The sequence below is a fragment of the Bradyrhizobium nitroreducens genome (assembly GCF_002776695.1).
In the GTDB taxonomy this organism is placed as follows: domain Bacteria; phylum Pseudomonadota; class Alphaproteobacteria; order Rhizobiales; family Xanthobacteraceae; genus Bradyrhizobium; species Bradyrhizobium nitroreducens.
The window spans coordinates 7,345,348-7,366,891 of sequence record NZ_LFJC01000003.1; the positions used below are offsets into that span (position 1 = coordinate 7,345,348).

The following is a 21,544-nucleotide window of genomic DNA, read 5'->3' on the forward strand; positions in this document are numbered from 1 at the left end:
CGCCACCATGATCAATCCACACCGCTTTTCAATCGGCCGCGCCGGCGCAGAGATCGCCATGCTGCAATGGGGCGAGAGCGGCAGGCCGCCTGCCCTGCTCGTGCATGGCACCGGCTTCGTCGCCGATGTCTGGAGCGAGGTCGCGTGCGAGCTGGCATCGACATATACGGTCTATGCGTTCGACCGCCGCGGCCACGGCGCAAGCCACAAGCCGAGCACCTATCACTTCCTGGATTATGCCGATGACGTCTGCCGGGTGATGGACGCTCTCGGTTTGCGCGACATTTATGGCATCGGCCATAGCGCGGGCGCGACCGATCTTCTGCTTGCGGCAAAGCTCCTGCCCGGGCTTTTCACGCGGCTGTTCGTGATGGAGCCGACCATCATGGACCCTCGCGCGGCGCGCGCCGGCGGATTGGACGACGACTCCCTGTCCCGTGTGCAAGGCGCGCTGCGCCGTCAGGCGGAGTTCGACAGCCTGGACGTCGTCTTCGAACGCTACCGCGCGGCGCCTGTATTTGCGGATTGGACCGAAACGTCGCTGTGGGCCTATGTGCGCCACGGCTTCGTGTCGCTCGAAGACGGCCGGGTCCGGCTCTGCTGCACGCCTGAGACCGAGTCTGCGATGCTGCGTCCCATCTACGAGGCGATGACGCAGGTCTATGTTGGCGATGCCCGCGGCAATCCATTTGCCTCACTTGCCGAGATCGATTGTCCCGTGCGCGTCACCACCGCCGCGAAGTCGTGGCTGGTCTACAAGGTGATGGCCGCGCGCGCCACTTCCCTGATTCCGCACGTCAGCACGATGGTTTTCGAAGGTGCCGGGCATTGCGTGGCGCAGGAAGTGCCGGCGCGGGTGGTGCAGGCCACACTGGAATTCGCAAAGTAAGTCTCGTGCCCCGGACGCAGCGCAGCACGCAGTGATGCGCTGCTGAGCCGGGGCCCATCTCACCGCGTACCCGCGTGGCCTTCTGGATCCCGGCTCTGCGCAGCAATGCCACGCATTGCAGCGCGTCCGGGACACGAGACCTCCTCACGAAATCGTCATCTCATCCGGGAATAAGTCCCCTCCTCCCCCAATCACCTCCCCGAAGCCCAATTCCGGGCGAAGCGGAGATGCGCGATGAGCGGACACGATCACGGCGGCGACGGCGTCAGCCGCCGCAAGGTGCTGGAATGCATGACCTGGGCCGGCACCGGGGTGCTCTGGACCGTCACGGGCGGCGTGCCGCGCTCGCTCGGCATTATCGATTCCGCTGCGGCTGCGACCGCCGCGGCGCCCGGCATGACATTCCTCCAGATCAGCGACAGCCATGTCGGCTTCGACAAGCCGGCCAATCCCAACGCGCTCGGTACGCTGGAGGAGGCCGTGGGCAAGATCAATGCGATGCCGGCCAAGCCGTCGTTCATGATCCACACCGGCGACATCACGCATCTGTCGAAGGCCGCCGAGTTCGACAATGCCGAGCGCATCATCTCGCAAACCAAGCTCGACGTGCACTACGTGCCCGGCGAGCATGACTTCATCGACGAGGAGGTGAAGCTCTATCGCGAGCGCTACGGCCGCGGCACCAAGGGCCACGGCTGGTACTCGTTCGATGCCGGCGGAGTGCACTTCATCGGCCTCGTCAATGTCGTCGACCTCAAGGCCGGCGGACTCGGCAATCTCGGCGCCGAGCAGCTCGCCTGGCTGGAGGACGACCTGCGTGGCAAGTCGAAATCGACGCCGATCGTGCTGTTCGCGCACATTCCGCTCTGGACCGTCTATCCCGAATGGGGCTGGGGCACCGAGGACGGCGGCCGTGCGCTGGAGCAGGTGAAGGGCTTCGGCTCGGTCACAGTGCTGAACGGACACATCCACCAGGTCATGCAGAAGGTCGAGGGCAACGTCACCTTCCACACCGCGCGCTCCACCGCGTTCCCGCAGCCGGCGCCCGGAGCCGCGCCTTCACCCGGACCGATGAAGGTCGAGGACACCAAGCTCCGCGGCATGCTCGGCGTTGCCAGCATCAACTTCAAGCAGAACGAGCAGCGGCTCGCGATCATCGACACGCCGCTCCAGGGTTAAGGTGGAAGCCGACAATGAAGACCCTCAACCGCCGCGACTTCGGTCTCGATCTCGGACTTGCCTTGGCCGCGGCCATTCTGCTGCCCGCAACGACGGCCCGCGCCGACGACATGGAGGTGCATATCGACAATTTCGTCTTCCAGCCGGCCGAACTCAAGATCAAGGTCGGGACGACCGTGACCTGGACCAACCGCGACGACATCCCGCACACCGTGGTGTCGGCCGGCAAGTTCAGGTCCAAGACCCTGGACACCGACGACAAGTTCTCGTTCACCTTCACCAATGCGGGCGACTACAAATATTTTTGTTCGTTGCACCCGCACATGACGGGGATGATCAAGGTTGAGTAACGTCTCCAACCAAGGCATCAACGTCCTGCCCGGCCGGTGGTCCCACGCCGGCCGGGCTCCTGCGTCTCCAGCGACATCAGGCGAAACGGCAAAGCGAGCGGCGATGCCAGCGACAAGCGACGATCCAGACAAGGCGCGGCGTTTTCGCGAAGCGGCTCTGCCCTATCTCGACGACGTCTACACGCTCGCGCGCTACTTGCTGCGCGACGCGTCCGATGCGGAAGACGCGGTGCAGGAATGCTATCTGCGCGCGCTGAAGCACTTTGACAGCTATCGCGGCCCGGCCATGAAGCCCTGGCTGTTCGCGATCCTGCGCAACGTCTGCAACGCCGAATATGCAAGGCGCGCGGCGAGACCCAGCGCGATCGAGGACACCCCCGGCGCCGCCGACCAGACGCCGATCTGGCAGGAGAGCGAGGCGAGCCCGGAGGCGGAAGTGCTGCGCAGCCGCGACGCCGGCGCCATCCGCAAGCTGATCGACGCGCTCGCCGAGCCGTTCAAGGAAACCTTCGTGCTGCGCGAGATCAACAATTTGTCCTATCGTGAAATCGCCGAGGCCGTCGGCGCCCCCGTCGGCACCGTGATGTCCCGCCTCGCCCGTGCCCGCGCCATGCTGCGCGCGGCCTGGACGGCGGAAGAGGAGCACTCCAGATGACCTGCGACGAAGCAAGGATCATGCTTCACGCGCTGCTCGACGGCGAGCTCGACGCCGGCCATGCGCGCGAGGTCGAAGCCCATATCGCCGACTGCGCGGACTGCGCCGCGGAATTCGCGGCGCAGCGCCAGATGCAGCGCGTGCTCGCCGACACCAATCTGCGTTACGCCGCACCCGCCAGCCTGCGCAACAAGATCGAGGCCTCACTGCCGAAGGCACAGACCCCGCCCAGCCGCCGCTCCGTGCTGCGCGGCTTTGCGATGGGCTCGGCGGTCTCCGCGCTCGCCGCCACAGGCATCGTCGCATTGGTGCTGCGCCAGGACGACCAGCAGCGCATCCTCTCCGAGGTCGTCTCCGCCCATCTGCGCTCGCTGCAGGCCGGACACCTCATCGACGTGCTCTCGACCGACCAGCACACGGTCAAGCCCTGGTTCAACGGCAAGCTCGACGTCGCCCCGCCCGTGATCGACCTCACCGCACAAGGTTTTACGCTGGTCGGCGGCCGGCTCGACTATATCGACGCCCGCGCCATCGGCGCGGTCGTCTACAAGCGCCGGCAGCACGTGATCAATCTGTTCGTGGCCCAGACATCGAGCACCGAGCATCGACCACCGAAAACGCAGACCATGCAGGGCTTCAACTGCCGCCGCTGGGGCGAGCGCGGCCTGAACTTCTGGGCCGTCAGCGACATCGGCGGCGACGAGCTCGCCGAGTTCGTCGACAAGTTCGAGACGGCGATGAAGGCGAATGCGGAGGGGTAGCAAGTCTGCGCCACGCCCGCGGGCTGATCCCCCGATCGTGACGCGTCTCACGGTTCTCCCGACAACCTTGCGGCAGATTGGTGCGGTCGAGGAGAACAAGAATGATTGTGTTGATGATCTTCTGCGCTAGCCTGCCGTCGATGTTCGCTGCCGCGTGCGCTACCCTGCTGGCGTTGAAGGACCGCAAACAGTGGGTCTGGTTCGCCGGCCTCGCCGTACTCGCGGGCTTCGCCGGACTGACTGTGCTGAACATGCTCGAGCTCTGGCGGTACAGCGTGCATTCCTGAACGGCCAGCGCAGTCCCTCTCGGCGGCGTCGGCACGAGATCAGTCGGCTCGTGGCACGACGAGCTCACCGAGTTCATCGACAAGTTCGAGGCGGTGATGAAGGCGAATGTTGGGGGGGGAAGCCTGCATTTGCCGGTGAGCGGCCATCACAACTTTTGATTGCGGCAAAAGGGGAGCGCTGTTAATCCAGCGCTATGATGCGCTCTCTATTTCTTGCCGCAGCCCTCGTCTGGACGATTGCCGCTCCCGGGCCGGCAGCAGCCCGCGACGGGCTCGCCACCACGATGCGAGCCGTCCTCTACGAGGAGGACCTGAGCAATCCCAGAGGCAATCGTGCAGAGGGACGGATCATTTGGCGGATAGAACCGACGACCGATGCCTCCGCTCCATCAGGCGACGTCACGATACGCGGCTCCGTCGAGATACCCTCGCGAAACCTGCGATTGACGCTAGTCATCCGGCGCAATTTCGACTCCGCATTGCCCGCCACCCACACGGTGCAGATCGATGTCGCGCCGGGTCTGGCGACTGGCAATATCAAACAAGTCATGGGCCTTCTGATGAAGGCCAGCGAGCAAGCCAGGGGCGCGCCCCTGGCGGCACTATCGGTCAAGGTCGACGACACGCATTTCCTGATCGGCTTGTCGGCTTTGCCGAAGGACGCTTCCAACAACTCGCTTCTCGTCCGAAGCAGGGCCTGGATGGACATTCCGATGGTCTATGCAACGCAACGCCGCGCCATTCTCGCGGTTGAAAAGAACGGCGACGTCTTACCGATGTTCAATACGGTCTTTGCTCACTGAGCCGATGACGCGTCGCCCGGATGGAGCGCTGCGCAATCGGGAGCGGTCTCGCTTGTCTTGCCGATCCCGGAGTTTGCTTCGTGAATCGGGCCCTGCAGCTAGACTAGCTGCAGGCTGGATAAGACTGCTGGCGACCGACGATCCTTGGCAGGCGAAAGATCTGCTCGCCTTTTCGGTTTGTCCAGTTCTTGTTATCGAAACTGCCTGTCAACGCTTCAGCCGTCATCTTTCCCCTGAACGTCGCGCCAGCCTCATCAGGCTGCGCAATCTTGAAGGAGATTTCTGCGTTCTTCGGGCCGACTGTTGCCGATACGATCTGGGGTTCGGCAAGCTCTCCCCGGGCAATCTGATAGACAACGTAATCTCCTCCCTTGAGGCGAAGCAGAATGACGCGCGCCCCCAGAAGATCACCCGCTTCCGCATGATAGCAGAGGTCGGAGAAAATGGTGACACCGCTATCGTCGGACGGCGCAGCACTGGAAGTCGTCACCACGATCGACGAGAGGGCGGCAGAAATTAGCAGATCGCGCAACTTGCTTGGTATCGACATGCTGCCAGCCTGGAAGCCTGGATTTTGCTGTGCTTCATCCGGGCTGCGGCATTGTTTACGCCGACCTTCTCACCGCGTTGTCCACCAGCGTCTTGCCGAGCGACCAGATCGCGCCCGGGACCTTGTGGCTGCCGGCGATGACGTCGTCGAACGCCTTCTCGATCCAGGTGCAGTCTTCTTCCGTGATGGTGAGCGGCGGCAGCAGCTTGATGGTGTGGCTGCCGTGGCCGGCGACCTGCGTCAGGATCTTGTGATCCTTGAACAGCGGCACGGTGATGAGCTGGCAGAACAGGCCCTTGTTGGCGGTCTCCAGCACGTTCCAGGAGGCGCGCAGGCGCAGCGATTTCGGCGGGCCGAACTCGATGCCGATCATCAGGCCCTTGCCGCGGACTTCCTTGAGCAGCTCGTAGCCGGGCACCATGCGCGTCAGCGCGAGGCGCAGCTCGGCGCCGCGCTTGGCGGCGGACTCGATCAGCTTCTCGGACTCCATGACGTCGAGCGTGGCGATGCCCGCGGCCATGGCGAGGTCGTTCTTCGAGAAGGTCGAACCGTGCACCACGGCGCGGTCCATCTGATTGAAGATCTTGTCGAAGATGGCCTTGCGCGTCAGCACCGCGCCGACCGGCACGTGGCCGCCGGACAGCGACTTCGACAGCAGCACCATGTCGGGCTCGACGTTCCAGTGCTCGACCGCGAGGAAGCGGCCGGTGCGGCCCATGCCGGTCTGGATCTCGTCGGCGACGAACAGCGTGCCGTATTTCTTGCAGAGCGCGGCCGCGCCGGGCAGGAACTCGTCGGTGGGCATGTTGACGCCCTTGCCCTGGATCGGCTCGACCACGAAGGCCGCGACCTCGCGCGAGGCCAGCGCCTTTTCCAGCGCGGCCAGATCGTTGAACGGGATCGAGGTGCAGCCCGGCAGCAGCGGCTCGAAGCCGGTGCGGAAATTCGAATCGCCGGTCAGCGACAGCGCGCCATAGGTCAGGCCGTGATAGCCGTGGGCGCAATAGACGATGCCGGGACGCCCCGTCGCGCCACGCGCGAACTTGATCGCGGCTTCGACGCATTCGGCGCCGGAATTGGCGAAGAACGCCTTGTCGAGATAGGGCACGTATTTCAGCAGCCGCTCGGCAAGCACGCCGGCGAGCACCGAGACGTCGAACTGGACGAGATTGGGCAGGTCGGCATCGAGCACGCTCTTGAGCGCCTCGCGCATGACAGGATGATTGCGGCCGATCGCAAATACGCCGAAGCCGGACAACAGGTCGAGATAGCGCGCGCCGTCGCGATCGTAGAGATACTGCCCCTGCCCCTTCTGGAAGCCGACATCGTAGCCGATGGTCTTGAGGACCCGAACGAACTGCTCGTTCAGATACCGATTATGCAGGGTGCTGCGCTGGGCCTGACGGTCCGCGAATAGCTGAGACATGTCTGGATTTGGGCTGTGCATCCGTTACATACTTCGGTTGAGGGTCGTCTCGTCAACTGAAAAGGGACCGTTACTGAAAACGGTCTGTGCGGCCTTTTGCCCTTTTTCGGACCATCTTCGCAAGCACAGCTTTAAACCATGTTGCACTGCCGAGGAACTATCATGCGTTTAGCCCTTTACACCGGACTAATACTGGCTGGCGGTTACACCTGCCTGACGCCGGCGCTTGCCGCCGATCCCACCGGCGACTGGCGGGTGGCCGACGGCGTCGCCAACATCCGCGTCGCGCAATGCAATGGCAGCATGTGGGGCGCCGTTGCCTGGGAAAAGAAGCCCGGCGGGCGCGACGAGAACAATCCGGATGTCTCGAAAAAGAACAGGCCCACGCTGGGCATGGTGACACTGATCGACATGAAGAAGAAGCCCGGTGCCGATCAGTGGGAAGGACAGGTCTACAACGCCCAGGACGGCCAGATCTACAGCGCGACCATCACGCCAACGGGCACAGATCAGCTCGAAATCAAGGGCTGCGTGATGGGCTTCCTCTGCGGTGGCGAGACCTGGACCCGGGTTGGCCCGCCGATCCCCTTGAGCACCGCCAACGCCATGGCCAAGGGCGCGCCGAAGCCCACCGCCGCGGCGCCGAAAGCCACAGGCACGACGGTTGCCGCCGCGCCTGCGCCCGCAGCCCCGAAGGCCCCGGCCCCGGCCGCCGCCAAGCCCGGTCAGAAGGGCGCCGCCGACCCGGTCGGCGACATCTGTCTACTCCCTGAGATTGCGGGGTTTGCCCATTAGGGCCGGCTGGAACAGCAGCACGGCCGCGAGCGTCGTCACCAGCGAGAGGGCAAGCAGCTTGCCCATGCTGGACGTGCCGGGATGGCTCGACAGCCACAGGCTGCCGAACGCGGTCGCGGTCGTCAGCGCGCTGAAGAAGATCGCGCGCGTCAGGCTGGTCTGCAGCAGGTTTGTCCTGCCGGAGCGCCAGGCCACGACATAATAGATCTTGAAGGCGACGCCGACGCCGAGCAGCAGCGGAAACGCGACGATGTTGGCGAAGTTGAGCGGCAGGCCGATCAGCACGCAGATCTCGAGCGTCACCGCGCCCGCAACCAGGAGCGGCACCAGCGTCATCAGCACGTCGACGAAGCGGCGTAGCGTGATCCACAGCAGCAGGCCGATCACCAGCAACGCGTAGATGCCGGCGTGGATGAATGCCCGCACCACGGTGTCGCCGGATTTCAGGATCGAGACCGGCCCGCCGATGGCGGTTGGCTCGGCGACGAGCACCGCAGCCGCAAATTTGCGCAGCGTGTCGTTGTCGTTGGGATCGCCCTTGGGCAGCGCCTCGACGCGGATGATGCCGTCCTTGCTCTTCCAGGCGCTGACGAGGTCGGGCGGCAATGACTTCAGGGTGACCGGCTCGGCCTGCATCGCATTCCTGAGCTGGTCGAACACGATCTTCATCGGCGTGACGAACACGTCCTGCGCCTTGTTGCGCGTGGCCTCGTCGCCATTGGCGAGCTTTTCGAGCGCGTCGGCCAGACGGCGCGAGGCGACCGCGCCCGGGCCCTTCGCGTCGCCTGCGGTGCGGCGCAGATTGTCGACCGAGGATTTCAGCGACTCGACGTTTTCCTGATCCGACGGCGCCGCGTCGATCTGATCGGGGTTGAGCGCGGGATTGAGCACCTTGGCGCCCTGCGCGAGCAGCTTCAGCTTCGGCGGCTGGTCCTGCGGCACGAAGCTGTCGAGCGACATCACCCTGAGCACCTCGGGCACCTTCTCCAGCTTCGCCTCGACCTGCCTTGCCTGCTCCTCGGACGTGACCATCACGTTGATGGCATTGGCGCCGGTGTTGGGGTCCTTGCGCAGGTCGAGGAAGGTCGCGATCGATTCGGCCTTCGGATTGCGCAGGTTCATGGGGTTGAAGTCGAACTTCATGAAATAGAGCAGCGGCAGCCCGGCGAGCGCGAGCAGCAGCGTGCCGCCCACGACCAGCACGCGGTGCTGCTCCAGGAAGTGATCGAGCGGCGCCAGGAAGGCATAGCCGACCGGCTCCTTCTCGCCGGGCGGGTTCAAGAGCTTCAGCATGGCCGGCAGAACGGTGATCGACGAGATGAACGCCACCAGCATGCCGACGCCTGCGATCTGGCCGAGCTCCGCGATGCCTTTGTAATCGGTCGGCATGAAGCAGAGGAAACCGGCAGCCGTCGCCATTGCCGCCAGCGACAGCGGCACCGCCGAGCGCTTGGCCGCCAGCACCAGCGCGCCCGTGAGGTCGTCGTGCTTGAAGCGCTCGGAGCGGTAGCGGACGCTGTACTGGATGCCGAAATCGACGCCGAGGCCGACGAACAGCACCGCAAACGCGATCGACAGCAGATTGAACGACCCGACCATCATCAGGCCGGCCGCGGTCGTCAGCGCGAGGCCGACGAAGAGGTTGACGAACACGGCGAAGATGATCTTCGACGAATGCAGCGCGAGCCACAGGATGAGCAGCACGACGAGAACCGTGCCAACACCATTGACGACGGCACCTTCCTGGACGGTGGCGTATTCCTCGTTGGCGATCGGAATCGGGCCGGTCAACCGCACCCGCGCCTGGTACTTGGTCGGGAAGTCCAGGTCGGCTGCCGCTTTCCGGATCGCGTCGGTGGCATCCTTGCCGGGCTCGAGCGCGTTGTAGTCGAGGATCGGCTTGAACTCGATGAAGGCGCGCTTGTCCGAATCCTTGAGCGGCTCGTCGCTGACGAGTTCGCGCCAGGAGAAGCTCGCATCGCCCTTGTTGAGCACTGTCTCGACCGTCTGCGCGATCAGGTTGAAGGGCCGCTCGGTGCTGTCGAGCTTGACCTGGCCGCGCTTGACGCCCGCAAGTCCGGTCTCCAGCGCGCCCGTGAGGCCGCGAATCGAGGGATCGCCGGCCATGATCTCGATCAGGGGCGCGGCGGATTCGAACTGGCCGGTGATCTTGCCGACCTCTTCGGTCGGCAGGAACAACAGGCCGTTCTTTTCGAAGAACTCGCCGCTGCCGAGCTGCTGCATCGACTGGAAGTTGGTCTTGTCGCCTTTCAGCTTGGCATAGAGCGCGTCCGACGCTGCGCTCGCCATCTCGGGCGTTCGTGCTTCGACCACGGCAAGAATGAGCTCATTTTGGTCGAACGCCTTGTCGAACTGCTGGTCGCGCTTGCGCCAGTCAAGGTTTTGAGAAATCAGCGAATTGATGTCGGTGTTGATGGCAAAGTGCCGGGACGCGTAATAGCCCGCGCCCACCGCCAGCAGGAGCCCGAGAACGACGACGAGGGAGGCAAACCGGGTGCAGGCCCTGACGATGGCAACGACGACGCTTTGCAGCACTTCTTTTCTTTCTGCGGTTAACAGCTTGCCGGAAACGCCCGCTGTTTATCGGAGTTCCCGGGCGAAACCTATTGCTGTTTTGGGTGGCTCTCCCGGAACAAGGTTCGAAGTAAACGGCGGGAGGCCGGGCAAAATCATGCGGGGCGGTCGGGTATAGCCGGGGAGTTGAGGCGGGAAAGTGACGAAAGACTGAGCACCCGTGTTGCCCATCTTGCTAGCGCCTGCCACCCTACTATAATACCCAAAGATCAATCGTGTCGGGACCTGGCGGTTTCATTCGACCTTTCCTTGCTGCCGATTTTTTGACACAAAGAATTGCGCCTCCATGCGCCGGAGCCCCACGGGGGTGGGTGGCTACCGCGCTCGCGAACCAATGGTGCGGATATTGCAACTCATTGGTCAGTATCGGGTGCCGCCGGGGACTGAAAAGCGGAATGGTGCAACTTGCGTGATGGGCGTCCCATGGAAGTTTATCTGGCGCAACCGCGCGGCTTCTGCGCGGGCGTGGTGCGTGCGATCGAGATCGTGGAACGGGCGCTGGAGAAGTACGGCCCGCCCGTCTACGTGCGCCACGAGATCGTGCACAACAAATACGTCGTCGAGAGCCTGAAAACCAAAGGTGCCATCTTCGTCGAGGAACTGTCCGAGGTTCCACCGAGGGCGGTCACGGTGTTCAGCGCCCATGGCGTCGCCCGCAGCGTCGAGGAAGAGGCCGCTGCGCGCGACCTTCCGGTGCTCAATGCCACCTGCCCCCTGGTCACGAAAGTTCACAATCAGGGGAAGCGCTACGTCGGCACGGGCCGCACGCTGATCCTGATCGGCCATGCCGGGCACCCCGAGGTCGAGGGCACGATGGGCCAGGTTCCCGGCCCCGTGCTGCTTGTCCAAAGCGTTCAAGAGGTTAAGGCCCTGAGCCTGCCCGCGGATCAGCCAGTGGCCTACATCACCCAGACCACCCTGTCGGTCGACGACACCAAGGACATCATCGCTGCCCTCAAGGCCCGCTTTACAGATATTCAAGGCCCGGATATCCGGGATATCTGCTATGCGACACAGAACCGCCAATCTGCGGTAAGGGACTTGAGCAAGCTGGTCGACGTGATCTTGGTGGTGGGCGCTGCCAACAGCTCGAATTCGAACCGGCTTCGCGAAATCGGCACCGAGGCCGGCGTCGCGAGTTATTTGATTGCCGACGGCAGCGAGCTCAATCCGGAGTGGTTGAAGAGTGCGAGGACGGTCGGTGTTACGGCCGGCGCTTCGGCGCCTGAGGTACTCGTGGATGACGTGATCGAAGCGATGCGGCGGATCGGACCGGTCAAGGTCCAGGTACTGCCGGGCCGTGAGGAAAACATCGAATTCCGGCTTCCGGCCCAATTGGCTGCGAGCTGACCCACCTGAATTCAAAGCCCAGAAAGAAACTTTGTAATGGCTATCCCCTTCTTCAAGGAAATGCGTATCGGCGGCTATTTGCTCAAGCAGAAACTGCTTGGCCGCAAACGCTATCCGCTCGTGCTGATGCTGGAGCCGCTGTTCCGCTGCAACCTCGCCTGCGTCGGCTGCGGCAAGATCGATTATCCGGACGCGATCCTCAACCGCCGCATGACCGCGCAGGAGTGCTGGGACGCGGCCGACGAGTGCGGCGCGCCGATGGTCGCGATTCCCGGCGGCGAGCCGCTGATCCACAAGGAGATCGGCGAGATCGTGCGCGGCCTCGTCGCGCGCAAGAAGTTCGTCTCGCTCTGCACCAACGCGCTGCTGCTCGAGAAGAAGCTCGACCTTTTCGAGCCCTCCCCTTACCTGTTCTTCTCCGTCCATCTCGACGGCCTGCGTGACCACCACGACAAGGCCGTGTCGCAGAAGGGCGTGTTCGACCGCGCGGTGTCCGCGATCAAGGCGGCCAAGGCGCGCGGCTTCACGGTCAACGTCAACGCCACCATCTTCGACGGCCATCCGGCCGAGGAGATCGCAAAATTCCTCGACCTCACCGTCGAGCTCGGCGTCGGCGTCTCCATGTCGCCCGGCTACGCCTATGAGCGCGCGCCGGACCAGGAGCACTTCCTCAACCGCACCAAGACCAAGAAGCTGTTCCGCGACGTCTTCGCGATGGGCAAGGGCAAGAAGTGGAACTTCATGCATTCCGGCCTGTTCCTGGACTTCCTCGCCGGCAACCAGGAATACGAGTGCACGCCCTGGGGCATGCCCGCGCGCAACATCTTCGGCTGGCAGAAGCCCTGCTATCTGCTCGGTGAAGGCTACGCAAAAACCTTCAAGGAGCTGATGGAGACCACCGACTGGGATTCCTACGGCACCGGCCGTTACGAGAAGTGCGCCGACTGCATGGCCCATTGCGGCTACGAGCCGACGGCTGCGACCGCAGCCCTCAACAACCCGCTCAAGGCGATGTGGGTGTCGCTGCGCGGCATCAGGACCACGGGCCCGATGGCGCCCGAGATCGACATGAGCAAGCAGCGCCCGGCGCAGTACATCTTCTCGGCGGAAGTGCAGAAGCGCCTGTCGGAGATCCGCAAGGACGAGGCCGAAGCCGCTGCCGCGAAGGCCGCGCAGAAGGCTTCGACCGCGGCGTAAAGCGCGCACGATCAAATCTCACCACGAAGGCCCGGCCGCGATCGCGACCGGGCCTTTTCCTTTGTAGGCCGTTGTGCCGCAAGACGAGCGGCCCGTGTCCCGGACGCGCTGCAGCGCTTCTATAGCGCTGCAGCGCAGAGCCGGGACCCAGCAGCCACGTGCCGTGTCGATGCATGGGCCCCGGCTCTGCAGCGCATCGCTCCCGACGATGCTTCGCATCGCGGGGCGCTGCGCTGCGTCCGGGGCACGAGAGGAGATTGAGCCGTTCTCTCTCGCCGTCATTGCGAGCGTATGGGGCACGGCCTGCGCTCAATCAGCTCTCTTCCTCGCAGACGCGACTTCGCATTCCCGCGGCTTCTTTCGCCCGAGCTTTGCTGTTCGTTCGCGCCCCTGAAAGACCAGAGGGCGCAGGGAAGGCCGGGCGCCGGCGGCACCCGCGGTCCGCGTGCAATGAAAACGCACACGGGGTGGACTACAGGTGATGCCGGTCGCCCGGCCTTCCCTGCGCGGATGGTTTTAACGGTGTCCTTCGTGCTCTCCTCGGGGAGCGTTGCACTATTGCCCCCGTCGCCTTGCGGCTGATCGATGCGCGCACCCGGTCGGGTCGCCGCATCACCGCGAGGCTTGACGCCAGAACCGCGGGCGTCGGGACCACACGACTTCTCCGTCCGCGGACGGCCTGGCCTCAGCATCCGGGGCTTGCGTGTGCCCGCCCCGGACCATCGACCAAACCGCTGTTACCGCGCCGTGTCGTATGCACGCTGCGTGAGACTCACGGTTGCCCGCCCTGTCGCCACACATCCGCGCCGGCGCTACCGCGTCCACCGCACCCCGGCCCGCATCTCGTGACGATCGCGAAGCGCCCCTCTGGCAGGGCCGGGATTGCGGCTGTATGCCATAAATCCGAAATTCGGAAAAGCGATATATTTTCACTGGGAGGGATTGACGGGTTCCGGGTGTTTTGCCCGACGGGACGCGGCGCCCGCCACGCCGCAGACACACGACCTCTTCTTCGGGGAGCGGCGCCCTGCGGACCGGTCTCCAGGCGTCCTGCGTGTTCGGCCTAGAGTTCGGCGAGCTCGAAGTGCATTCCATCGAAGGGTTTGAAATGACCGCCCCAGAAGAATCCGAGCGAGTTTGCGATGCCGACCAACTCACGCACGCAGCCGCGCGCGTCAAGCGCAACCGGAATATGTTTGCGAGGGTTCTGCTCGTCGTTGATATCTAGCGCAGTACCCCATGCATGGTTCGACAGATTGGCTCGACTTGCGGTGGTCGAACCCCGGATCAACCGAGGACTGAAAGCTCCCGCGCAGGTGATGACGCGGTCGATGAGGCCGGCTTCACGCCATTGGGCGAACAATTGCGCGAATTTGGGTGCAGCCAGCCTGTGGCATCGAATGCGCCCGACGGGTTGCACGGTGTAAGTGTTGCCGTCGGCGAAGAGACAGTTGTCGAGTTCAGGGATCTTGAGCGTTACGATGTTGTCTTCAACCCAATTGTTCCGAATTTCGATGCGTTCCGGGTTGTCCGGGGTCGGCGAGTGCACAAAGTCGAAGCTGCCGAACAAGCTCGCGGTTAGCTTTGGACTTGGCTGTGGCGGCGATGCCGGCTTTGCCGGCCAGTTGGTGCCCGTTTGCGCCGAGGCTGAAGGCAGCCCACGTACGACGAAGCCGCCAATTCCAAGCGATTCACGGGTGACCTTGTCGACAGCACCTGTCTTATTGAGGCCGTGATCATGTTGCCAGGCGGTCACCGCATCGCGCGTCTTCGGGCCAAAGTGACCGTCCGGGCTGAGCGAAGCTCCCTTGGAAGTGAGGAATTCCTGCAAGCGACGAATGTCCGCGCCGACGTCGCCGTAAGAAAGCCTGTAGGTGTATTCCATCTCGGCCTCCAATTTGATTTTTGACCATCTTGAATAATTAACAATCAGGGGTAGAGTAAAGAGAGAAGAGATTTTCGCAAGCTTCACCACTGCGCGTCGTTGACCGAATTCGGGGGAGGGGCCAATGAAGCTCGACTTTGCACCGGCGGAGACATTTCGCGGAACACGAATTTTGCGGCAAGCGAATAATCTGGCTTACGCCTACGAAACCAATCATGCAGCGGTAGACGCCGATGGCGCGCCAAACGCCTACCATCCTGATGATATCGGTTTGGATGCGCTGGCAAATGCCGGTTATCCACACACCAACTGGTGGCGGGATGTTCTCGTGCCGGATCCCGACCATCCAGCCCGCGCGTACATCCAGCCGAGCGGCGAGTACGAGGGCTATTTCGTCGCGATGACTTCTTTGCGGGCGCCGAGCGGGGCTCGGACTGATCCAGCGACGTATGTCGATGCGACCCGATTTCCTTATGTTGTCATTCCGACGGGATTTGAGAGGCTTCCTCATGTTGCGAGGGCTGGTGATGTCGGTTTCGCAACGCACGTGCCAACTGGCGTGACCTCGACATTCATTGTCGGCGATGCCGGAGGAGGCAGTGCGGCGCGACTGGGGGAAGGATCGATTGCGCTGTTCGTTGCGCTTGGCGGTCAGAGTCCGAACCCCCGGACCGGCGCCGGATTGCCGAAGGGAAAGATCCAGTACATCATCTTCCCGAACTCGCGAAAAGCGGGTGAGGGACTGTGGCCACGGACCAATCAAGACATTCATGACCAGGCTATGGATTTGATTGCCAATACGCCCGGCATTGCGACGGAGTAAGGCCAAACGCGCGGTGGCGCAGGCGGGCACTGTCACCGAAAAGCAGGGCGGGTGACCGCTCGTCCGTCAGGTGTGAGGGACGTGGTCGCGACTCGATCTTGACAGGTACATGCAGATGCATCTAGATTGGATGCAATTGCATATAACCGTCGGGATCCCAGCCATGACCGCTTCACTGAAACTGATCAGCCACAAGCTTTGTCCCTACGTGCAGCGCGCGGTGATCGCGCTGAAGGAGAAGGGTGTGCCGTTCGAGCGGATCGACATCGATCTCGCGAGCAAGCCCGACTGGTTTCTGAAGCTCTCTCCGCTCGGCAAGGTGCCGGTGCTGGTGGTGACCACTGACAAGGGCGAGGTCGTGCTGTTCGAGAGCAACGTGATCTGCGAGTACATCGAGGAGACGCAAGGCGGCGCAAAGCTGCACCCGGCGGATGCCTTGAAGCGTGCCGAGCACCGCGCCTGGATGGAGTTCGGCTCGGCGATCCTGGGTGATCTCTGGGGCCTCGAGACGACGACGGATCCGGCGACGTTCGAGAGCAAGCGCCAGGCGCTCGTCGCGAAATTCGCGCGCGTGGAAGCGGCGCTCGGCGCGGGCCCGTATTTCGCAGGCGAGGCGTTCAGCCTGGTCGATGCGGTGTTCGCACCGATCTTCCGTTACTTCGATCTGTTCGACGAATTGACCGCGCACGGCATTTTCACGGATGTGCCAAAGGTCCGTGCATGGCGTGCCGAGCTCGCCAAGCGCCCGAGCGTCCGCACGGCCGTCGGCGCGGACTATCCGCAGTTGCTGCGCGCCTTCCTCGTGCGTCACGACGCGCATTTGCTCAAGCTCGCGGCCTGAGCGAACGCTGATGTCGCAATCCATGGCCTGGCTGATTCTGGTGGCCGCCGGCGCGCTCGATGTCGGCTGGGCGATCTCGATGAAATACGCGGAAGGCTACACGCGCGTGGGCTGGAGCATTGCGTCGCTCGTGCTGCTCGCGGCCTTCGTTGTCCTGCTCGGGCGCGCCTTGAAGGTGCTCGAGGTCGGCGTCGCCTATTCGGTGTGGACCGGCATTGGGGCTGCCGGCACCTTCGTGATGGGCGTCGTGCTGTTCGGCGAGACCTTGAGCGCGATGAAGCTTGCGGGTATCGCGCTCGTCTTGACGGGGATCGTGGCGCTGAAGCTGGCTTGAGCGGGCGAATTCAGTGCCGTAGCCCGGATGGAGCCAACGGGTCGGCGCAAGGCGCCGCCCGATGACAGGCTCCGCGCAATCCGGGACGGTGTCTCTGCAGCGAGAGGTTTCCCGGATTTCGCTACGCTCCATCCGGGCTACAAGACCAATGCCTCAGCGAACGTTCGCCAGACGCATGTCCAGATACGCCGTGATGGTTTCCATCAGCGGCTCGAGCTTGGCGTCGAAGAAGTGGTTGGCGCCGGGGATGATCTGCTGGTCGATCACGATGCCCTTCTGCGTCTTCAGCTTCTCGACCAGCGTGTTGACGTCCTTGGGCGGCACCACCGCGTCCTTCTCGCCATGCACGATCAGGCCCGACGACGGGCAGGGCGCGAGGAACGAGAAGTCGTAGAGATTGGCCGGCGGCGCGATCGAGATGAAGCCCTCGACCTCAGGACGGCGCATCAAGAGCTGCATGCCGATCCAGGCGCCGAACGAGAAGCCGGCGACCCAGCAGGCGCGCGCTTCGGGATTGATGGTCTGTGCCCAGTCGAGCGCGGCTGCCGCGTCCGACAACTCGCCGGTGCCATGGTCGAATGAGCCCTGGCTGCGGCCGACGCCGCGGAAGTTGAAGCGCAGCACCGAAAAACCGCGATGCGCGAAGGCGTAGTAGCACTGGTACACGATCTGATGATTCATCGTGCCGTGGAACTGCGGATGCGGATGCAGGATCATCGCGATCGGCGCGTTCTTCTGCTTGGCCGGGTGATAGCGACCCTCGAGGCGGCCGGCAGGGCCGGTGAAAATAACTTCAGGCATGGATGATCTCTGATTGAGTCCCTTGGAGGTGATCCCTGCGCAATCGTCCGATTGAGGCTCACCCAGCGTTGCCGCCGGCGAGAGCACGGATGAAGGGTGGAGAGGCGCGCCCTCGGATGATGCGCGAGTGGCGCGCAGGTGAACTGACGCGCGCTTCTAACACGAGGCAAGGGTCAAAAAGCAAGCATCTTCGACATCTCTCAATCGGCTCAACAGCTTAGCCAGTCATCGCGGCGTCATGTCCGGCCGGACGCTGGGGATGGGGAGGCTGCCGCGCCACAGCTGGGCGCCGGTGAGAGCCGGCTGTTCTGCCGAGGCCCCGACCAACCAATTGGAATCACGAGTGTTTATGAACGGACGTCGCATCGGCGGAGGCGATTCCCGCCGGGGCGGTTCGGCTTCCGAGCGCGGCGACCGCCGGCCGGTAACGCCGGCTGCCTCCGAGCGTCTGCCCGTTGTCGAAGGCGAGCTCGAAATCCCCGGAAGCTCTGAGATCCACGCCGCTCACCCGGTCGAGATTGGCAAGCCTGGTCCGGTGAACGCGAACGATGGAAAAGCGCGCCAGCTCGCTTTCCGCCGCTGCGAGCGTACCCCGGATCAGGTGCTGGGTGCCGTCCGCGAGGCTGTATTCGATGTAGTTGCCGGCGGACGCGACCCAGAGGATGTCGCGCGGCACCACACGAATGCGGCTGGTGCCGTCGCGCAGCCAGATCATGTCGGGAGACGGCGGCAGCGGGCCGGGCGCCGCGGGAGCGGCTGCGGCGGTCTTCAGCTCACGCCGGCTTTCGAGCAGCCAGATCGTGCCGGCGATCAGGACAACGGCCACGGCGTCCTTGCGGAATTCATAAAGGACCGTCGCGAGTGAGAAACGGAAATCGTAGGCGCCTCCGGCGAGCCAAAGCGCGAGCTTCCGCACCCAGACCATCCCGGCGATGTGAAGGGCGGAGAAGCCGAGCAGGGCGATGGTCCCGATTCCGACCCGCGCGGCGAGGCCGGACATCCGGCGCATGCGGCGGACCGCCAGCACTGGGATCGGCAGCAGCAGCAGGATGACGGCGATGCTCGACATCTCCCAGAACAGCCGCCGACCGATGTCGTAACTGTCGCCGCGCCAGGCGGCGTCCTGAGCGCCCGAGAACGCGTTGACGATTCCGATCGCGAGCGAGACGGCCGCAATCGCAGCGAACATCATCCGGTCGCCGCCGCTGATCCCAGAAGGCCCGCGACTCGTCCCAGCCGCAGGCAGCTCGTCCCCTCGCGTCCGATTCTGATCCCAAACCGGCTCGACGTGCGCCGCCGGCGGAGCATTTTCGGTGTCAGCCATTTTCACTGTCAACCTGGCCCGAAAACCGCGTTCGTCGTCCCCTCAAGGAGCAGAAAACCATGACAACACCACAGCAATTCCAAAGCTCGGAAAGGCGTTTCGATCTGGACTGGGTGCGGATTTTAGCCTTCGGACTCTTGATCTTCTACCACGTCGGCATGCTCTACGTGTCCTGGGGATTTCACATCAAGAGCGCGCACCGGCTGACCTGGCTGGAACCCGTGATGCTGTTCCTCAACCCCTGGCGGCTGTCGCTGCTGTTCCTGGTGTCGGGGGTCGCAACCCGCTTCATGCTCGACAAGTCGACCCCGGCCTCGCTCGCGGGTGCGCGGTCGGCACGCCTGCTGATCCCGCTGATCTTCGGCATGCTCGTGATCGTGCCGCCGCAGTCCTATCTCCAGATCGTGGAAAGCCTCGGCTATCCCGCGGGCTTTCTGGATTTCTATGCCAGGCACTACTTTGCCTTCGGCGCGCAGTTCTGTCCGAATCCCTGCATCGTGCTGCCGACCTGGAACCATCTCTGGTTCGTGGTCTATCTCTGGGTCTACACGATGGCCTTGATCGGCGTGCTCGCGATATGGCCTGCCGGCGCCGACTGGCTTGGCCGGAGGCTGGCTGGCGTGCTCGCCGGGCCCCGGCTGCTGATCGTGCCCTGCCTGCTGTTTGCGGCCTGGCGCCTGGTGCTGTTTCCGGCTTTCCCATCGACGCATGCGCTGTTCGGCGACTGGTACAACCATGCGGACCACGCGACGGCCTTCCTGATCGGTTTCCTGCTGGCGAAGCAGGAGGGGATCTGGCGCGAGGTCGAACGTCAGCGCTGGATGGCAATGCTGGCTGCGGCCGCCTGCTTCTCTGCCTTCATCCTGGTTCGCGCCGGTCTATTTGCGCCGTCGTCTGCGCTGAAGTCGTTCGCAGCCTCGGCCTATGGTTGCTACCAGTGGCTCGCGATCGCCGCCGTGCTCGGCTTTGCGCGGCGCACCTTCACGGCCGACAGCCCGGTGCGTCGCTATCTCACCGACGCGATCTTCCCGTACTACATCGTGCATCAGACAGGGATCATCGTGATCGCGCATCAACTGCGCGACAGCGGTCTTTCGGCCGGGAGCGAGGCCTCCATCGTCATCATCGGGACCGCGCTCACTTGCGTGGCGACCTATGAAATCGTCCGGCGCATCGCCTGGCTGCGGCCGCTGTTCGGATTGCGCGCGGTGCCGCGGACGATTGCCAGGATGGAGCAGCATCAGCCGGCCTGATGCGCACGTCCCTCCGATTGGCCGGACGGCAAAAGGTGCTAAGAGGGCAAAATGCCGACCCGTGTCTATCTCGACTGGAACGCGACCACGCCGCTGCGCCCCGAGGCGCGGGCGGCGATGGTTGCGGCGTTTGACCTGATCGGCAATCCGTCGTCGGTCCATGCCGAGGGGCGGGAGGCGCGGCGATTGGTCGAGGAGGCCCGCGCCGAGGTTGCCTTGGCAGTCGGTGCGGTGGCCCGGAACGTCGTCTTCACCTCGGCCGGAACCGAGGCCAATGCGCTGGCGCTGTCGCCGGGGCTGCGGGGGCCGTCCGGCCGACCTGTCGAACGGCTGCTGGTTTCGGCGGTTGAGCACGCCTCGGTGCTGGCGGGAGGCCGGTTCCCGGGCGCCGCGATCGGTCTGATCCCGGTCACGCGCTCCGGGGTGGTCGACCTCGAGCATCTAAGGGCCCAGCTCAAGGACGGTCCGCCGGCGCTGGTTTCGATCATGGCCGCCAACAATGAGACCGGCGCGCTCCAACCGGTCGCCGAGGCGGCAACGATTGTTCACGAGGCCGGCGGCCTGCTGCATGTCGATGCGATCCAGGCGCTGGGCAAAATCCCGTTCGACATCAAGGCTGTAGGCGCCGACCTTGCGACCTTTTCTGCGCACAAGATCGGCGGCCCCAAAGGCGTCGGCGCATTGGTCGTGGCCGAGGGGATCGCCGGACTGGAGCCGGTGTTGCGGGGCGGGGGACAGGAGCAGAGCCGCCGCGCCGGGACCGAGAATGTCGCCGGCATTGCCGGCTTTGGCGCGGCTGTGAGGGTTGCGCTTCAGGCTCTGCCGGAAGATGTGGAGTGGATGGCAACCCTCAGAAATCACTTCGAAAATGGCATTCGGGGGATCGCGGGCGCGACGATCTTCTCAGAGGGGGTGAAGCGGTTGCCGAATACCGTTTTGTTCACGGCGCCGGGCCTCAAGGCCGAAACCGCCGTAATCGGTTTCGACCTCGAAGGCATTGCCGTCTCCTCCGGCTCCGCCTGTTCCTCGGGCAAGGTCCAGCCGTCGCACGTTCTTTCGGCCATGGGCTTTGACCCGATGGTGGCCCAGGGAGCGGTGCGTCTCAGTCTGGGCTGGTCCACGGAACCGGATGACATCAACAGGGCGTTAGAGGCTTGGCGAAAGCTCGGTAATACCCTACTTAGACATTAAGCGACGAAACACGGCTTGAACGGTTCTAAGCCCGTGCTTTCTGCCAAAAAACATCGTAATACTCGTCCGAGTTTGATCCACCGTGGTCCTTGAAACCACGAGCGGAGGATAGAATGCCAGCCGTGCAAGAGACGGTCGAGCGCGTGAAGCGCATCGACGTCGATCAGTATCGTTATGGGTTTGAGACCCTGATCGAGTCCGACAAGGCCCCCAAGGGGCTGTCGGAAGAGACCGTCAAATTCATCTCGCAGAAGA

At 63.8% G+C, this 21,544-nt stretch carries 21 protein-coding genes; 15 read left to right on the top strand and 6 right to left on the bottom strand.

From position 1 onward, the window contains the following. Positions 1-7: 7 nt before the first annotated feature. The 7 genes from TSA1_RS34740 to TSA1_RS34770 all read left to right on the top strand — a co-directional run bounded on the left by TSA1_RS34740 (position 8) and on the right by TSA1_RS34770 (position 4,924). Positions 8-889 (top strand): alpha/beta fold hydrolase, encoded by an 882-nt coding sequence (locus tag TSA1_RS34740; RefSeq protein ID WP_100180244.1) that lies wholly within the window; start codon positions 8-10, stop codon positions 887-889. A gap of 234 nt (positions 890-1,123) precedes the next feature. Then, a complete protein-coding gene (locus tag TSA1_RS34745) occupies positions 1,124-2,068 on the top strand; it encodes a metallophosphoesterase family protein (protein WP_100180245.1) in 945 nt (314 codons plus the stop codon). A gap of 14 nt (positions 2,069-2,082) precedes the next feature. After that, positions 2,083-2,418: a cupredoxin domain-containing protein gene (locus TSA1_RS34750; RefSeq protein ID WP_100180246.1), complete on the top strand. Its 336-nt coding sequence runs from the start codon at positions 2,083-2,085 to the stop codon at positions 2,416-2,418. Positions 2,419-2,521: 103 nt separating this feature from the next. Then, complete coding sequence (locus TSA1_RS34755) at positions 2,522-3,073, top strand: sigma-70 family RNA polymerase sigma factor (RefSeq protein ID WP_100180247.1); 552 nt, start codon at positions 2,522-2,524, stop codon at positions 3,071-3,073. Beyond that, positions 3,070-3,834, top strand: a complete 765-nt coding sequence (locus TSA1_RS34760; RefSeq protein ID WP_100180248.1) for an anti-sigma factor family protein — start codon at positions 3,070-3,072, stop codon at positions 3,832-3,834. Before TSA1_RS34755 ends, TSA1_RS34760 begins: the two co-directional genes overlap by 4 nt. A 101-nt stretch (positions 3,835-3,935) precedes the next feature. Beyond that, entirely contained in the window at positions 3,936-4,121 is a 186-nt protein-coding gene (locus TSA1_RS34765) for a hypothetical protein (RefSeq protein WP_100180249.1), read from the top strand. 194 nt (positions 4,122-4,315) lie between these two features. Next, positions 4,316-4,924 carry a hypothetical protein gene (locus TSA1_RS34770; protein WP_100180250.1) on the top strand — a complete coding sequence of 203 codons (609 nt, stop codon included), beginning with the start codon at positions 4,316-4,318 and terminating at the stop codon, positions 4,922-4,924. A gap of 103 nt (positions 4,925-5,027) precedes the next feature. Here the strand turns inward: TSA1_RS34770 and TSA1_RS34775 are convergent, their stop codons facing one another. Both TSA1_RS34775 and hpnO read right to left on the bottom strand, forming a co-directional pair. Next, a complete protein-coding gene (locus tag TSA1_RS34775; protein ID WP_100180251.1) occupies positions 5,028-5,474 on the bottom strand; it encodes a hypothetical protein in 447 nt (148 codons plus the stop codon). Between the two features lie 55 nt (positions 5,475-5,529). Further along, entirely contained in the window at positions 5,530-6,921 is a 1,392-nt protein-coding gene (gene hpnO / locus TSA1_RS34780) for an aminobacteriohopanetriol synthase HpnO (RefSeq protein ID WP_100180252.1), read from the bottom strand. Positions 6,922-7,062: 141 nt separating this feature from the next. On the opposite strand from hpnO, the gene TSA1_RS34785 reads away from it, so the two are divergent. Further along, on the top strand, positions 7,063-7,695 hold the full coding sequence (locus TSA1_RS34785) for a DUF2147 domain-containing protein (RefSeq protein WP_174719208.1): 633 nt from the start codon (positions 7,063-7,065) through the stop codon (positions 7,693-7,695). On the opposite strand, the gene hpnN is transcribed toward TSA1_RS34785, so the two are convergent. After that, a complete protein-coding gene (hpnN, locus tag TSA1_RS34790; protein ID WP_100180254.1) occupies positions 7,663-10,251 on the bottom strand; it encodes a hopanoid transporter HpnN in 2,589 nt (862 codons plus the stop codon). The two genes, TSA1_RS34785 and hpnN, sit on opposite strands and share 33 nt — an antisense overlap. Before the next feature lie 462 nt (positions 10,252-10,713). Between hpnN and ispH the strand changes: the two genes are divergently transcribed. Together ispH and hpnH are read left to right on the top strand one after the other, a co-directional pair. Next, positions 10,714-11,640 (top strand): 4-hydroxy-3-methylbut-2-enyl diphosphate reductase, encoded by a 927-nt coding sequence (ispH, locus tag TSA1_RS34795; protein ID WP_100180255.1) that lies wholly within the window; start codon positions 10,714-10,716, stop codon positions 11,638-11,640. A 36-nt stretch (positions 11,641-11,676) separates the two neighbouring features. After that, positions 11,677-12,837: an adenosyl-hopene transferase HpnH gene (gene hpnH, locus TSA1_RS34800; protein ID WP_100180256.1), complete on the top strand. Its 1,161-nt coding sequence runs from the start codon at positions 11,677-11,679 to the stop codon at positions 12,835-12,837. A gap of 1,063 nt (positions 12,838-13,900) precedes the next feature. On the opposite strand, the gene TSA1_RS34805 is transcribed toward hpnH, so the two are convergent. Then, on the bottom strand, positions 13,901-14,722 hold the full coding sequence (locus TSA1_RS34805) for a M15 family metallopeptidase (RefSeq protein ID WP_142253291.1): 822 nt from the start codon (positions 14,720-14,722) through the stop codon (positions 13,901-13,903). A 124-nt stretch (positions 14,723-14,846) separates the two neighbouring features. Here TSA1_RS34805 and TSA1_RS34810 point away from each other — a divergent pair, with 124 nt between their 5' ends. The 3 genes from TSA1_RS34810 (at position 14,847) to TSA1_RS34820 (ending at position 16,720) form a co-directional block, all read left to right on the top strand. After that, positions 14,847-15,545, top strand: a complete 699-nt coding sequence (locus TSA1_RS34810; protein WP_100180258.1) for a glycoside hydrolase family 75 protein — start codon at positions 14,847-14,849, stop codon at positions 15,543-15,545. Between the two features lie 163 nt (positions 15,546-15,708). Further along, a complete protein-coding gene (locus TSA1_RS34815; protein WP_100180259.1) occupies positions 15,709-16,386 on the top strand; it encodes a glutathione S-transferase family protein in 678 nt (225 codons plus the stop codon). Positions 16,387-16,396: 10 nt separating this feature from the next. Then, a complete protein-coding gene (locus TSA1_RS34820; protein ID WP_100180260.1) occupies positions 16,397-16,720 on the top strand; it encodes a DMT family transporter in 324 nt (107 codons plus the stop codon). Between the two features lie 153 nt (positions 16,721-16,873). On the opposite strand, the gene TSA1_RS34825 is transcribed toward TSA1_RS34820, so the two are convergent. Together TSA1_RS34825 and TSA1_RS34830 are read right to left on the bottom strand one after the other, a co-directional pair. Further along, the gene (locus TSA1_RS34825) at positions 16,874-17,521 is read right to left on the bottom strand and encodes an alpha/beta hydrolase (protein ID WP_024337874.1); all 648 of its coding nucleotides are present in this window, start codon (positions 17,519-17,521) and stop codon (positions 16,874-16,876) included. 337 nt (positions 17,522-17,858) lie between these two features. Next, the gene (locus TSA1_RS34830) at positions 17,859-18,713 is read right to left on the bottom strand and encodes a LytTR family DNA-binding domain-containing protein (protein WP_245448491.1); all 855 of its coding nucleotides are present in this window, start codon (positions 18,711-18,713) and stop codon (positions 17,859-17,861) included. A 191-nt stretch (positions 18,714-18,904) separates the two neighbouring features. Between TSA1_RS34830 and TSA1_RS34835 the strand changes: the two genes are divergently transcribed. Next, positions 18,905-20,098 carry an acyltransferase family protein gene (locus tag TSA1_RS34835; protein WP_100180262.1) on the top strand — a complete coding sequence of 398 codons (1,194 nt, stop codon included), beginning with the start codon at positions 18,905-18,907 and terminating at the stop codon, positions 20,096-20,098. Between the two features lie 51 nt (positions 20,099-20,149). Beyond that, positions 20,150-21,289 carry a cysteine desulfurase family protein gene (locus TSA1_RS34840; RefSeq protein ID WP_100180263.1) on the top strand — a complete coding sequence of 380 codons (1,140 nt, stop codon included), beginning with the start codon at positions 20,150-20,152 and terminating at the stop codon, positions 21,287-21,289. Positions 21,290-21,544: the final 255 nt, after the last annotated feature.

Bases quoted from the DNA above. Each gene is read 5' to 3' on its own strand.
- TSA1_RS34840 (WP_100180263.1), top strand. From the start codon at position 20,150: ATGCCGACCCGTGTCTATCTCGACTGGAACGCGACCACGCCGCTGCGC.
- TSA1_RS34745 (WP_100180245.1), top strand. From the start codon at position 1,124: ATGAGCGGACACGATCACGGCGGCGACGGCGTCAGCCGCCGCAAGGTG.
- TSA1_RS34765 (WP_100180249.1), top strand. From the start codon at position 3,936: ATGATTGTGTTGATGATCTTCTGCGCTAGCCTGCCGTCGATGTTCGCT.
- TSA1_RS34830 (WP_245448491.1), bottom strand. From the start codon at position 18,713: ATGATGTTCGCTGCGATTGCGGCCGTCTCGCTCGCGATCGGAATCGTC.
- hpnO (WP_100180252.1), bottom strand. From the start codon at position 6,921: ATGCACAGCCCAAATCCAGACATGTCTCAGCTATTCGCGGACCGTCAG.
- TSA1_RS34770 (WP_100180250.1), top strand. From the start codon at position 4,316: ATGATGCGCTCTCTATTTCTTGCCGCAGCCCTCGTCTGGACGATTGCC.
- TSA1_RS34785 (WP_174719208.1), top strand. From the start codon at position 7,063: ATGCGTTTAGCCCTTTACACCGGACTAATACTGGCTGGCGGTTACACC.
- TSA1_RS34740 (WP_100180244.1), top strand. From the start codon at position 8: ATGATCAATCCACACCGCTTTTCAATCGGCCGCGCCGGCGCAGAGATC.
- TSA1_RS34820 (WP_100180260.1), top strand. From the start codon at position 16,397: ATGTCGCAATCCATGGCCTGGCTGATTCTGGTGGCCGCCGGCGCGCTC.
- TSA1_RS34755 (WP_100180247.1), top strand. From the start codon at position 2,522: ATGCCAGCGACAAGCGACGATCCAGACAAGGCGCGGCGTTTTCGCGAA.
- TSA1_RS34815 (WP_100180259.1), top strand. From the start codon at position 15,709: ATGACCGCTTCACTGAAACTGATCAGCCACAAGCTTTGTCCCTACGTG.
- TSA1_RS34775 (WP_100180251.1), bottom strand. From the start codon at position 5,474: ATGTCGATACCAAGCAAGTTGCGCGATCTGCTAATTTCTGCCGCCCTC.
- TSA1_RS34825 (WP_024337874.1), bottom strand. From the start codon at position 17,521: ATGCCTGAAGTTATTTTCACCGGCCCTGCCGGCCGCCTCGAGGGTCGC.
- TSA1_RS34760 (WP_100180248.1), top strand. From the start codon at position 3,070: ATGACCTGCGACGAAGCAAGGATCATGCTTCACGCGCTGCTCGACGGC.
- TSA1_RS34835 (WP_100180262.1), top strand. From the start codon at position 18,905: ATGACAACACCACAGCAATTCCAAAGCTCGGAAAGGCGTTTCGATCTG.
- hpnH (WP_100180256.1), top strand. From the start codon at position 11,677: ATGGCTATCCCCTTCTTCAAGGAAATGCGTATCGGCGGCTATTTGCTC.
- TSA1_RS34810 (WP_100180258.1), top strand. From the start codon at position 14,847: ATGAAGCTCGACTTTGCACCGGCGGAGACATTTCGCGGAACACGAATT.
- TSA1_RS34750 (WP_100180246.1), top strand. From the start codon at position 2,083: ATGAAGACCCTCAACCGCCGCGACTTCGGTCTCGATCTCGGACTTGCC.
- ispH (WP_100180255.1), top strand. From the start codon at position 10,714: ATGGAAGTTTATCTGGCGCAACCGCGCGGCTTCTGCGCGGGCGTGGTG.
- TSA1_RS34805 (WP_142253291.1), bottom strand. From the start codon at position 14,722: ATGGAATACACCTACAGGCTTTCTTACGGCGACGTCGGCGCGGACATT.